The organism is Undibacterium sp. Ji50W (assembly GCF_049340445.1).
GTDB lineage: Bacteria > Pseudomonadota > Gammaproteobacteria > Burkholderiales > Burkholderiaceae_D > Undibacterium.
Map to the genome: position 1 here is coordinate 100746 of NZ_JBMPOX010000005.1, position 13188 is coordinate 113933.

The window sequence follows — 13188 nt, forward strand, 5'->3', positions numbered from 1 at the left end:
GCGCAGATTCAGGCCATGGCAAGTATCGCCACCGACGTAACGACACCGGCAAACCAGACCAATGAGCGCAATGCAGCCTGATTCGCCAGATAGGTGATGATGTACACAATCCGGATGGCGACGAACAGTAGCGCCAGTTGGTCTATGCGTACCTGATCGGCATGGGACTGCTGCGCCAGAACCACGGCAGCAATAAATAAGGGCAAGGCTTCAAAACCGTTTTGTTGTGCCGCATGGGCTCTTTGCTGCCAGCCACTCAAACCTTTTGCCCATTCGCGCGGTGCCTGATTATCATAGACCTGGTTCTGGCCATTCTTCCTTGCCGATCCGCCCTTGGCCAGACCGACACTGATCACGGGTAATACACATGCTGCCAGTACGCACCAGTTTGCTATGCTCATTTTTTTCTCCTCCAATGGTCCAATGTTGATGGCAATGATAGTGCCAAGCCTGCACAATACCACGTGGCGATTCCGCAGAACTTATTTCATCAACAGGGGTGAGATGTCTATCGATGAAATGTGTCCAGGTAACAATTCGCAACACATTCTTTGTCAACACAATTGCTCCCGCTCGCGTTCTTGGCTTACGTAGACTGACTACGTCAAAGAAATCAACCACAGAACAGGATTCAATATGAACAAGCTGATCGCCACTCTCGTTGCTGCTACCTTCGCCATGGGTACAGCGTTCGCTAAAACTCCTGCTGAGCCAGCAAAAACTGCGGTTCCACCAGTAGCCTCTGCCAGCGCATCGGCATCTGCTGCCGCACCAGCACCTGCCCCAGCAGTTGAGAAAAAAGCTGTGAAACATGTGAAACATGTCAAAGCAAAAAAGGCAGCAAAAACCGAAGAAGTAAAAGCAGCACCCGCAAAATAATTGACAAGCTTTAGCTTGCTGGCAAAGCAGTAGGTAAGAATAAAATCGGCGCAGATTGCGCCGATTTTATTTTCAACACCTATATCTTGCATGGACTCGTGAACAAGTATCGTGTCAAGTCACCAGTTGCCAGCCTGCCTGCGTCAAGGGTAAGCGGGTAACAGGCTTGCCACTGGCCGCCAGCAAGGCATTGGCGATTGCCGGCCCTATGGATGGCGGGCCTTCTTCACCTACTCCTTTGGTTTTTTCTCCCGTGCTGATGACCAGCACATCCAGTTCCGGTGTCTGCGCCAGGCTGACCAGGCGATAGGTATCAAAATTACCCTGTTCAACCTGGCCATCCTTGAAGCTGATTTCACCAAACAGAGCCGCCGACAAACCAAACAAGGTACCGCCCATCATTTGCGCTTCGACCGCCTTGGGATTGGCAACCAAGCCAGGATTGATTGCTGCCGTAATGTTGAGCAGACGGAATTGCCCCGGCTTGACCACGGCAATTTCAACGATATGGCCACTGAACTGTATATCGCCAAGGCCATTCATGGCAAAGCCACGATAATGGTTTTTTGCCAGCGGCTTGTTCCAGCCTGCGCGTTCTGCCAGGGCATTGATAAAACTGATAGCCTTGGGATTGTGTTTCAATAGACGCCGCCGGTATTCCAGGCTATCCATACCCGCGCTGCGTGCCGCCTGTTCCAGCGTATGTTCAAGGAAGAAGCAGTTTTGCGAATTCCCTACCGAACGCCAGTAAGAACAGGGCACGCCAAAATCCACCCTGGTCCAGCGTGTATCAAACAAGGGGAAACGATAACTGCTGCTAAACCAGCCCATGAGATAGGTCCAGTCAAAGCCATCTTCCGCCGGACTATTCGTTACCCCGGTATATTCCAGCAGCGAAGGTCCCGCCGTATCGTGGCGCAAGGCCAGCGGCATATCATCCTGATCCAGTGCCAGACGCACGCGTGATGCGGTGATGGGGCGGTAATACCCAGCCCGCATATCATTTTCACGCGACCATATGGTTTTTACCGGCACACCCGCCGCCTTGGCGATCAGGGCAGCTTCGACGGCAAAATCATGTTCCAGCCTGCGGCCAAAGCCACCGCCCGCGTTTTGGGTATGGATGTGCACCTGCTCAGGCTGCAGTCCCAAAGCTTTGGCAATTCCTTTTTGCGTATCAGTCTGGCTTTGTGTAGAAAGCCAGACCTGCGCACCATCGGCAGTGACTTCCACCGTTGCATTCAGTGGCTCCATCGTTGCATGGGCCAAAAATGGCACATCATAGGTCGTATCGATAAGCGTCTTTGCCGCTTCCATGGCCTTCTGTGTAGCCTCGGCATGCTGTATCCGCGCACTGGCCACAGGCTTGCCCTGTCCTGCTGCGACAGCCGTCAACAGGCTGTCACGCATGCTTGCTGTATTGATGTGTGCGTGGGCGCCATCTTGCCAGACTGGCTTTAACAATTGCACGGCCTTGTTGGCAATCCAGTAGCGATCCGCCACCACGGCAACAGCATTTACCAGCCGCACCACCTGGCGCACACCTTTGACAGCCAGGGCCGCACTATCATCGACGCTTGACAGTGTGCTGCCAAAACGCGGCGCGTGTAATACCGCCGCTACCAGCATGCCGGGACGCTGCACATCAATACCAAATACGGCACTGCCATCCACCCGTGCCGGGATATCGGGGCGTGGTGCTGATTGTCCCAGCAGCTTCCAGTCTTTGGGGGATTTGACGGTCGGCTTTTCTGGCGGCGTCAACAACGCCGCTGCCTTGATCAAATCGGTATACGGCAGACTGCGCTTGCTGGCAAGGTGGTGGACTTGTGCATTGGCAGCCATGCAGTCTTTGGCCTCGACTTGCCATTGCAGGGCCGCAGCCTGTATCAGCATATGCCTGGCCGCCGCGCATGCCGGGGCTACTGTCGCTTGCGCAGAATTAAAACCGGCACTGGCGAAGGTGGTTATGCCTGGCGGCCATTTCTGATGAAACTGTTGGATGACGGGCGCATGCTCTATGCGTACTTTTGTCAAGGGCATTTCCAGTTCTTCGGCGACGATCTGGGCGATTGCTGCATGGGTGCCCTGGCCTAGATTGGTGACGGTGGTGTAGGCAGTCACCAGCCCGCCAGCATCCATGCTGAGCCAGAAATCGAATGGCGAAACCGTCTGGTTTTTTTCATCTGCGGCCAGGCTGTCCAGCATGGGTAGCGCGCTACTGCCCACTACCCAGGCACCGGCGACCAGGGAAGATTTCAGGAAACTCCTGCGGGCGGGCGAAACGATGCTTGTCATGGCTTGGCCGCCTTCTTGCCAGCTTGCGGTTTCAGCCTGGCGGCAGCCGTGTGGATCGCCGCCCTGACGCGTGGGTAAGTACCGCAGCGACACAGGTTGGTGATGGCGGCATCGATTTGCCTGTCTGTGGGCCGGGGCGTGGTTTTCAATAAGGCGGCAGCAGCCATCAACATACCGGACTGGCAATAACCACATTGTGGCACCTGGTGTTCTATCCAGGCTTGTTGCAAGACATGGCTGCGATCGGCTGACAAGCCTTCTATGGTGGTGACGCTGCGACCATTCAAAGCCTGCACCGGCATGACGCAACTGCGCATTGCCTGTCCATCCAGGTGTACGGTGCAGGCACCGCACTGGCCAGCGCCACAAGCGAATTTGGTGCCGGTCAGGCCTAGGTCTTCACGCAATATCCATAGTAGCGGGGTATCACCATCGGCCTGGCACTGGCGGGCCTGCCCATTGACTTTCAGGTTCACATCCATAGCATTCCCCTATTGATCGCCATCGATATTGATAGCAGCAATGCGGATTATCTGGCAATGAGCAAAGCAGCGCACGCGCTTGTGATGAAAACCCGAAACCCTGTTACCACCTCGCCTGTCCATAGCGGAATGGCGCTTTGCCGGCTGCTATACTGTGCCGTATGGAAAACCTGAGTTCTGACAATACGCTTAAACCCCGGACTGCGGCCAACACCGTAGCCGGTTTGCTCAAGCTTTTACTCACCAACATCCTGATATGGACCAGCATGTGTGCCATGGGTGCATTGGGAAGTTATGGCGATCAGCTACAACGGGACATGCAAACTACGTATACTGATATTTTGGAGCGCTGGGTCAGTAGTCATAGCTTGATGATGGTATACAGCACTGGCCTGTATATCATCTTCATGCGTAGTCAAAAATTTCTGAGCACTACACGCGGCATCGTCTTTGCCTATGGCTTGATGTTAGTGTGTTTTCTCCCCCTGGAAATCGTTTATGTCGATATCTTGTATCTGTTAAGAAAAAATCAGGCATTGGGCTTACCGCAATTACGGCAAGGTATATTTGATCTTGGCGGCTTTGGTGTCTTTCTGGAATTTGCATGGTCCACCGGCACCTTCATCGCGGTGCTGGCCATCTGCACCTGGCGTCAGGCGCGTGTGCGTGAACAGGTACTGCAACAATCCGTGAACGACATACTGCGCTTGCGACTGGATCTGGAAGAACAGAAACTGAATACCCTGCGCGGTCAACTGGAACCCCATTTCATCTTCAACTGCCTGAATGCCATTAGCGCCCTGGTAAGAAGTGATGACAAGCGTATCGCCCTGACCGGTCTGAACCGGCTCAGTGATTTATTGCGCTATGCCTTGACAGCCAGCAGCAAGGACTGGGTACGTCTGGAAGACGAGATGATGTTCATCCGTGATTACCTGGAATTACAAAGGCTACGCTATGGTGAACGACTGCACATCCGCATCGACGGCGACACCGCCACCGTGCTGGCCGGCGATTGCCCACCGCTGCTGCTGCAGCCCTTGTTGGAAAATGCTCTGCGTCATGATCTTGATTGTCATGAAGGCAGCAGCGATATCCGCATGCAGTTCAGCCAGAATGGCGAAGAACTCAGCATCAAGGTCAGCAATACCGTGACCGATGGGGTAGCCGCCAACCCCGGTCTGGGGCTGGGCCTGCCACAAACCCGCGCCAGGCTGGAACTGATCTACGCCGGACGCGCCAGCATGCATAGTGGCAAAGTATCGGATGCGGAGCACAGCCGTTTTGAAGTTGAAATCCGCATGCCCCTGCATATGCCTGAAAGTGCAACATCATGAGCAGCATACGTGCACTGATTGTCGATGATGAAGAACCAGGACGCATCAATCTGCGCTTTGCCTTGCAAGATCATCCTGACTGGCAGATCGTGGCAGAATGCGCCAGCGTCGCCACGGCCCGTGAAGTGCTGGAACAACAGGCGGTCGATGTCATTTTCCTGGATATACAGATGCCGCGCGAAACCGGCCTGGCATTGGCACGCAGCCTGAGTCTGAGCCTGACCACGGCCACAACACCGCCACTGATCATCTTTGTCACAGCATTCAATGCCCACGCAATAGAAGCCTTTGAACTACATGCACTCGACTATCTGCTGAAACCCTTTGATGACCAGCGCCTGACACAAGCTCTGGAACGTGCAGCCGCCATGTTGAAGCTGCGCCAGCAAGCCAGCTACGCACAAGCGCTGGGCAATTATGTAAAAGCAGAAGATGAAGCAAAGAATGCCACGCCAGCTTACTGGCAACAGATCAGCGTGCGCTCCATAGGCCGCATAGAATGCATACAACTGGATGATGTGTTATGGATAGAGGCGGCAGGTAATTATATGCAATTGCATCTGGAACAAAGCCAAATACAGAACCAAAGTCAGAACCCAAGTCAGCACCAAATCCAGCGCCAGGTATTGCACAGGGTCTCACTGAGTCAGTTGGAAAAACATCTGGACCCGGCCCGCTTTATGCGCGTACACCGCAGCGCCATCGTTCGTTGCGACCAGCTCACCCAGCTTGATGTGCTGGGCGATGGGGTGTATCAATTGGTGCTCACCAACCGCGACAAGGTCGCCGTCAGCGAGCGTTATGTTGCTGAAGTCAGGCGGCGCATGCACGATGGCTTGCGACCTGCCTGAGCTTCCATGCTTTTCCAGATCTTTACCAGACCTTTACCCTATCTTTCTGAGCGAGATAAAGTTTTTGGCCAGGTTGCACGGCAAAGGCATCGTACCAGGCATCCAGGTTACGCACCGTCAATACACGGTATTGTCCTGGCGCATGTTCGTTGGTAATGACGACTGTACGCAAGGTTTCGTCGCGCATTTTGCCACGCCAGCTGCGCGCATAGGCCAGGAAAAATTCCTGGTCATCGTCTTTGGTGATGGCCTGCCCTTTTTGTTTCATCGAAGCGTGAAAAGCATCGTAAGCAGCCATCAGACCAGCCAGGTCGGCAATATTTTCACCGAGGGTCTGCGCGCCATTCACAGCCAGATCAGGGAAGGGTTTGTACTGGTTAAATTGAGCAATCAGCGCCTTGGAAGATGCCTGGAAATGCGCCAGGTCAGCCTTGCTCCACCAGTTACGTAACTCACCTTTCGCATCAAACATGGCGCCGGAATTATCAAAGCTATGGCTGATCTCATGGCCTATGGTGGCACCCAGTGCACCGTAATTGCTGGCATCGCTGGCATTCAAATCAAAGTTGGGTGATTGCAGGTAAGCAGCCGGGAAGTTGATGGCATTTTGCAGCGGCATGTTGACCGCATTCACCAATTGCGGGTTCATGCACCACTCGGTGACATCCACAGGCTGGCTAAATTTTGCCAATGCGCGACGGTATTCAAATTCTTGCGAACGTTCACGGTTGCCAAAGGCGTCATTCGCATCCACAGCCAGGCCGGAATAGTCACGCCACTTGTCCGGGTAACCCACGCCGACATAGGTGGATTTGATTTTTGCCAGGGCTTCCTGCTTGGTGGCCGGCGTCATCCATTTCAGTGCCTGCACCCGCTCGCCAAATGCGACCAGCAGATTATTCACCATGCCATTGATGCGGGTCTTGGATTCTGGCGAAAAATTCTCGGCCACATACAGCTTGCCAACTTCTTCACCGAGGGCATTATTGGTGGCTGCCACCGCATATTTCCAGCGTGGTTGCGGTGCTTTGGCACCGCTTAAGGCGCTGTAAAACTTGAAGCGCTGATCAAAGAAGGCTTGTGGCAATACATTGGAACGCTGGTTGATGGCGTGAAAGCGCAAATAATCCTGCCAGTTGGCCAGCGGGGTATTCGCCACCAATGCAGACGAAGCTTTCAAGGCACCCGGATGCCAGATAATGAATTTACTTTGTCCATCCAGGCTGGCTGCCTTGAAATAGGCAGCCCAGTCCAGGCCACGGGCTTTCTTGTTGAAGTCGGCCAGAGTCCAGGTGTTATCGGCCTTCAAGACATCCGATGTTGCTTCACGGTTTGCATTGCCTTTGGCGATCAGCATTTCCAGATCAAATACACGCCTGGCCGCCTGCTCTGCATCCGGCACATTTGCCAGCTTCAGGCTAGCAGCGATATGCGCCAGATAATTTTTCCTCAGTTCAGCCATCTTGGGGCTGGCTGACAGATAGTATTCACGGTCTGGCAAACCCAGGCCACCCTGCAGCAGATAAGGCATGTATTTGCTATGGTCGTGGAAACCTTGCGACACCCACAGGCCAAACAGGTTTTCGGTAAACACATTGGTGGCATTGATAGGATCGACATCGGCACGCAGGTGCTTGCCCAAGTAGCTTGCCAGGGCAGTTTTGTCTTTCAGGTCTGCAATGCTTTGCATCTCGCCCTGTAAAGGCGCCAGGCCACGTTGATTGATGGCATCGGTATTCAGGTAAGAAGTATAGAAATCACCTATCTTGCGGGTCGTACTGCCAGCCTCTGCCCTGGTAGCCTGTTCTATCAGCTTCAAGACCTTGGCGTCGGATTCTTCTACCAGCACATCAAAAATACCTACCGCGACTTTATGATCAGGGATGACTGCGGTCTTTTCCCAGCCGCCATTGGCATAACGATTAAAGTCATCACCCGGCGCGACGGTGGCATCCATGCCGCTGTCTTTCTTTGTCGCCGTTGCTGTTTTTGCAGCAGGCGCATCAGCAGCCTGTGCCTGAACCTGCATCAGCGGCAGAGTCAGCATGACTTGCAGGCAAACGTGCGCGATGGGCTTTAATTTAAATTTTTTCTGATTCATTATTTTCTTTCTTGTTTGGGTTTTGACCACTGTTATAGTCCACTAGTAAGGTTACCTGATCAAATCACGATTAAACAGTAAGCTAAGACTTACGCAAAACAGCCGCTTTGCGTTGCAGCGCCTTATTTTGAGTAAGAAAACCGGAATACGTTCAACATCTGCGTGCAAAACTTCATAAAAAGTGTATATCGCCCAAGCACAGGCTGCCAGTTGCAAGCCCGCCAGCAAAAATTAAGAGCGCAAAAAAAACCGGCCTGTCAGTGATCACAGGCCGGCTTCGTCGGGCAATACTTCGGGTAATACTTCCGGCAATACTTCGGACAATACTTCAGGCCAGATGACGCAATTCCCGCAGCGCCACCGACACCGGTGCCAGATCCGGCCCCTGTGCGCTAATGGTGGTCAGCAAGGCAGTCAGCCTGTCTATGGCTGGCGCATGCTGGACATGCCAGGTGCTGACGTCTTCCTGGCGTGACAATAGCCCACGGGTAATCTGGCTGGCGATGGAATACACATCATCCCGTGCACTGCCACGTGCCTGGGTCTGCCACAGTGTGTCGGTGGGCAGGCGGTTGATCTGACTGCGCCAGCCGGTCAGGCCCAGTTCATCATCAATACCGAAGTAGGCTCGCGCCGCCTGTTCCAGGCCGCTGCTGGTGCTTTGTGCCAGGTCAACCAGGTCCAGTGCCGGGAAGATGTATTCCAGTGCAGTCAGGTTTTGTGCCAACGTCGCCTCGACACCGGCCTGTGTCAATGCTTCTGCCTCTTTTTGCCAATTGGCGTGGGCATTGGCGGGCAGCCAGTCGTCGAGTTGCCAGCGCATTTCGCGCGCGGCGGGCTGGTAACGCTGTATCAGCGTCGGCAGATCGGTGCTTTGCGAACGTATGCGCAACATCCAGCGCGAGGCCCTTTGGGCAATCGCAATCAGCTTGGACAGAAGGTCGAGTTGCAGCTTGGAATCAACCACATAATCGAGCGCATCGATCTGATCCCACAAAGTTTCCAGATCAAAAATCTCGCGCGCCAGGGTGAAGGCGCGAATCACGTCGGCCGCCGTCGCCCCCGCTTCAGAGGCGATGAAGTTGACGAAAGTCGCACCAGCACGGTTCACCACGGTATTGGTAATGAAGGTGGCGATGATTTCGCGTTTCAGCGGATGATGGGTAATCGCTTCGGCAAAACGCTCGGACAAGACTTGCGGGAAATACGCTTTCAATGCGCGACTGAAGAAAGGATCATCCGGCAAATTGCTGGCCACCAGTTCATCAAACACCGACATCTTGGCATAGGCCAGCACCACCGCACCTTCGGGTGCAGTCAGGCCCTGCTTCAAGGCCTTGCGATGGAAGATTTCATCATCGCTGGGCAGGTATTCAATGGCACGGTTCAGGCGGCCCTGTTTTTCCAGTGACTGCATCAGTCTTTGCTGCCCCTCCAGCACATACAGTGGGCGATGTGCGGCAATATCCAGCGCCTGGCTTTGATAATAATTGTCGGTCAATACCAGGTGACCAACTTCATCCGTCATCGAAGCCAGCAAGTCATTGCGCTGCTTGAGCGTCAGGTCACCAGCTTCGACAATGCTACCCAACAGGATCTTGATATTCACTTCATGGTCAGAGCAATCGACGCCGGCAGAATTGTCTATCGCATCGGTATAGATACGGCCACCTTTTTGCGCGAATTCTATACGGCCATTCTGGGTGCAACCCAAATTACCGCCTTCGGCCAATACCTTGCAGCGCAAGTCATTGCCATTGACGCGGAAAGCGTCGCCGGCCTTGTCACCGACTTGTGCATGGGTTTCGTACTTGGCTTTGACATAGGTGCCGATGCCACCGTTGTACAACAAATCTACCGGGGCCTGCAGCACGGCACGCAGCAATTCTACCGGTGCCAGTTCGGCAGTTTCTATACCCAGCACGGCACGCGCTTCAGGGCTGAGGCTGATGGATTTTGCCGAACGTGGATAGACCCCGCCACCGGCAGAAATCAGGCTCTTGTCATAATCATCCCAACTGGAGCGCGGCAGGTTGAACAGGCGCTGACGTTCGGCAAATGAAGCCGCTACATCCGGCGACGGATCGATGAAGATATGGCGGTGATCAAATGCGGCCACCAGCTTGATATGCTGTGACAGCAACATGCCATTCCCAAACACGTCACCCGACATGTCACCGATACCGGCCACCGTGAATTCAGTATCTTGTGTATTCACACCCACCGAACGGAAGTGACGCTTGACGGATTCCCAGGCACCACGGGCGGTGATCCCCATTTTCTTGTGGTCATAGCCGACCGAGCCGCCGGACGCAAACGCATCGCCGAGCCAGAAGCCATAATCCGCTGACACGCCATTGGCGATATCCGAAAAGGTGGCCGTACCCTTGTCTGCCGCCACCACCAGGTAAGGGTCATCGATATCATGACGGATGACCAGCTTGGGCGGCACCACCGCGCCTTTGACGATGTTATCGGTCAGGTCCAGCAAACCGGACAGGAAGATTTTATAGCAGGCCACGCCTTCCGCCTGATAGGCTTCACGGTCTGTCGTCGGTGGTGCATTCTTCAATACAAAACCGCCTTTGGAGCCAACCGGGACAATCACCGTATTCTTGACTTGCTGGGCTTTCACCAGGCCCAGGATTTCGGTGCGAAAATCTTCACGCCTGTCAGACCAGCGCAAGCCGCCACGGGCCACTTTGCCACCGCGCAGATGCACACCTTCGACACGGGGCGAATACACCCATATTTCAAACAGGGGTTTGGGTTCTGGCACACCCGGCACCTCACGCGGATTAAGCTTGAAGCTCATATAGGGCTTGAATGCGCCGCTAGCCGTGGTTTGCCACAGATTGGTACGCAAGGTAGCAACGATGGTGGCAATGAACTGGCGCAAGATGCGGTCTTCATCCAGACTCGCTACATGACTCATCTGGGTTTCCAGCTGCTCGCGTATATGTTTTTGCGCCTGTTCACGGTCGCCGACATAATCGGGCTTGAAGCGGGCACCGAACAATTCGGCAATCAACTGCGTGATGGCAGCGTTCTTGTTCAGGGCTGCTTCTATATAGTTCTGGCTATAGGCAAAACCCAGTTGCTTGAAGTAACGCGAGCAGGCACGCAAGACAGCGATAGAGCGTGCATCCAGCGCGGTATTGAGTACCAGGCGATTCAGGTCATCGCTTTCAACTTCGCCACCCCAGGCTTGCGAAAACAGGTTTTCAAAGCGCAGTTTGACGGCGGATAAATCGGTGTCGACAGGCAATTGCAAGCCCAGGTCATGTATCCACAAAGTTTCTGCACCGCTGACGATGGCATAGGGATGCTCATCCAGTACCCTGGCCCCCATGTGTTCCAGCACAGGCAAGGAATCAGACAGCGCCACCTTGGCAGTGTTATAAATCTTGAAGCGCAACATGCCCGGCCCGGCATCGAGTGGCCGGTATAACCTGACCATCATCGGTGAAGCAGGATTCAGGCTGGACAGCATGTCTGCATCTTCGGCACCGACCAGTGCAGAAAAATCTTCGCGGTAAGCCGTTGGGAAAGCATTGGCAAAGCGGTTTGCCAGGCTCAGGCCCGCGCCCTCGCCATGCGAGCGCAATAGCTCTGTCGTGCAATCATCTTCCCAGCGTTGCGCGAGTTTGGCGATGCGTGCTTCCAGCATGGCCAGATTAAGGTTTTGCGGCGCCACGTCCTTGGCCCTGACCAGGTAATGTATGCGCGCCAGTGGGCTGTCGGTCAGCATGGGCGTGAACTCGATGGACTGACCATTCAATGCCATCATCAATTCATTGCCAATCTTGACGCGCAACTCCGTGTTGTAACGATCACGCGGTACAAACGCCTGGGCCGAGGTGAAGCGGCCAAAAGGATCACGGCGCAGGAACAGGCGAGTACGCTGGCGTTCTTGCAGACGGAGGATACCTATCGCATGCTCAGCCAGTGTAGCCGCATCGATCTGGAATAATTCATCACGCGGATAATCATCGAGGATGGCTTGCAGGGATTTGGCCGCATGACTTTCCGGCACGACGCCAGACGTGTTCATGACATTCACTACACGCTGGCGCACCAGCGGGATATTGCCTACCGGTTCAGAATACGCCGTAGACGTGTACAAACCCAGGTAGCGGGATTCACCAATAACATTGCCGGCATCATCAAAACGCTTGACGGCGATGTAGTCCAGCCATGCTGGCCGGTGCACGGTCGCGCGTGTCATGGCCTTGGTGACCATGACCATTTCCGTGGAATCCATCAAGGCCACCACTTCTGGCGGCAAGCGGGTTTCTGCTGTTTTGACGGGCCCGCGCAAGATGCCCAGGCCAGAATCGGCTATCGCCACCAGGCTGACGTTGTCGCCCTCGCGCTTCAAATCATAGTCACGCACACCAAGGAAGGTGAAATGGCGGTCTTCCAGCCAGGCCAGGAAGGCAATTGCTTCATCACGTTTTTCTGGTGACTGGGTAAATTTTTCACAGGCTGCGCGCACTTCACGTACTCGTGCCAGCATGGGTTGCCAGTCGACCACGGCCCCACGTACATCGGACAAGACACTTTTCAAGTCTTCCACCAGTGCCTGTTGTGCTGCCGGATCAACGATGCGGTCACATTCAACCAGGATCAGGGATTCGACCGGATCTGTCTGCCCCGCAGCCTTGGCCGCCGCCACCGTGCTGACCGAAGTCACGCTGCCGCTGGCATCACGCGCCACACTCATCAGGGGATGCACAATCCAGTGCGCCGTGCGGCCACTGCGATTGATCGCCATCGTTACCGAATCCACCAGGAAAGGCATATTGTCATTCACGATCTGCACTACCGTGTGATCACTGACAAAGCCATCTTCGGCCAAGGTTGGGTTAAACACCCGTATCTTCGGTGTATGTGCCGTGCGCGGTGCATCCAGCAAACGCCAGTGGGCATTTGCCTGTGCAAACAGGGTCGCCGGCCCGCGGGTGATGATTTCATCCGGATCGGTATTTTCAAAATATGCGGTAATAAAATGGCCCTGGCGCTCGGTAGCAGGTCCTGTGTGCGCTTGCGCATAAGCGATCAGCTCAGCGAAGTGGGAAGAGGTCATACGTTCTCCTTCTGATTGGAAGATAACGAGAGGTGAGTTTGCAGCGGTGCATGCAATCTAGTGGTGCAAGTATCCTCCATTATGCATAAGGAAACAAATGAGATTCTTAAGCGTGGTCAAATTGTTTGCATGCCCAACAAAATTGATGTTG

General features: G+C 54.3%; 8 protein-coding genes. 2 read left to right on the plus strand and 6 right to left on the minus strand.

From position 1 onward, the window contains the following. Nucleotides 1-8 precede the first annotated feature (8 nt). The 4 genes from ACO0K9_RS10515 to ACO0K9_RS10530 all read right to left on the minus strand — a co-directional run bounded on the left by ACO0K9_RS10515 (nt 9) and on the right by ACO0K9_RS10530 (nt 3653). Nucleotides 9-401: an MAPEG family protein gene (locus ACO0K9_RS10515; RefSeq protein WP_422984534.1), complete on the minus strand. Its 393-nt coding sequence runs from the start codon at nt 399-401 to the stop codon at nt 9-11. Nucleotides 402-599: 198 nt separating this feature from the next. Beyond that, nucleotides 600-971 (minus strand): hypothetical protein, encoded by a 372-nt coding sequence (locus ACO0K9_RS10520; RefSeq protein WP_422984536.1) that lies wholly within the window; start codon nt 969-971, stop codon nt 600-602. Between the two features lie 22 nt (nt 972-993). Continuing rightward, nucleotides 994-3177 carry a molybdopterin cofactor-binding domain-containing protein gene (locus tag ACO0K9_RS10525; protein WP_422984538.1) on the minus strand — a complete coding sequence of 728 codons (2184 nt, stop codon included), beginning with the start codon at nt 3175-3177 and terminating at the stop codon, nt 994-996. Then, nucleotides 3174-3653, minus strand: coding sequence for a (2Fe-2S)-binding protein (locus tag ACO0K9_RS10530; protein WP_422984797.1), 480 nt, complete (start codon nt 3651-3653; stop codon nt 3174-3176). Before ACO0K9_RS10530 ends, ACO0K9_RS10525 begins: the two co-directional genes overlap by 4 nt. 143 nt (nt 3654-3796) lie before the next feature. Here ACO0K9_RS10530 and ACO0K9_RS10535 point away from each other — a divergent pair, with 143 nt between their 5' ends. Further along, nucleotides 3797-4996 (plus strand): sensor histidine kinase, encoded by a 1200-nt coding sequence (locus tag ACO0K9_RS10535; RefSeq protein ID WP_422984540.1) that lies wholly within the window; start codon nt 3797-3799, stop codon nt 4994-4996. Next, complete coding sequence (locus ACO0K9_RS10540; protein ID WP_422984542.1) at nt 4993-5847, plus strand: LytR/AlgR family response regulator transcription factor; 855 nt, start codon at nt 4993-4995, stop codon at nt 5845-5847. The genes ACO0K9_RS10535 and ACO0K9_RS10540 overlap by 4 nt, the downstream gene beginning before the upstream one ends. A 22-nt stretch (nt 5848-5869) precedes the next feature. On the opposite strand, the gene ACO0K9_RS10545 is transcribed toward ACO0K9_RS10540, so the two are convergent. Then, nucleotides 5870-7948 carry a M13 family metallopeptidase gene (locus ACO0K9_RS10545; protein ID WP_422984544.1) on the minus strand — a complete coding sequence of 693 codons (2079 nt, stop codon included), beginning with the start codon at nt 7946-7948 and terminating at the stop codon, nt 5870-5872. A gap of 328 nt (nt 7949-8276) precedes the next feature. Then, a complete protein-coding gene (locus ACO0K9_RS10550) occupies nt 8277-13037 on the minus strand; it encodes an NAD-glutamate dehydrogenase (protein WP_422984546.1) in 4761 nt (1586 codons plus the stop codon). Between the last annotated feature and the right edge of the window lie 151 nt (nt 13038-13188).

What these genes read in the sequence shown, in the direction of transcription:
- ACO0K9_RS10515 (WP_422984534.1), bottom strand. Translation starts at nt 401, where the DNA reads ATGAGCATAGCAAACTGGTGCGTACTGGCAGCATGTGTATTACCCGTG.
- ACO0K9_RS10520 (WP_422984536.1), bottom strand. Translation starts at nt 971, where the DNA reads ATGCAAGATATAGGTGTTGAAAATAAAATCGGCGCAATCTGCGCCGAT.
- ACO0K9_RS10525 (WP_422984538.1), bottom strand. Translation starts at nt 3,177, where the DNA reads ATGACAAGCATCGTTTCGCCCGCCCGCAGGAGTTTCCTGAAATCTTCC.
- ACO0K9_RS10540 (WP_422984542.1), top strand. Translation starts at nt 4,993, where the DNA reads ATGAGCAGCATACGTGCACTGATTGTCGATGATGAAGAACCAGGACGC.
- ACO0K9_RS10545 (WP_422984544.1), bottom strand. Translation starts at nt 7,948, where the DNA reads ATGAATCAGAAAAAATTTAAATTAAAGCCCATCGCGCACGTTTGCCTG.
- ACO0K9_RS10550 (WP_422984546.1), bottom strand. Translation starts at nt 13,037, where the DNA reads ATGACCTCTTCCCACTTCGCTGAGCTGATCGCTTATGCGCAAGCGCAC.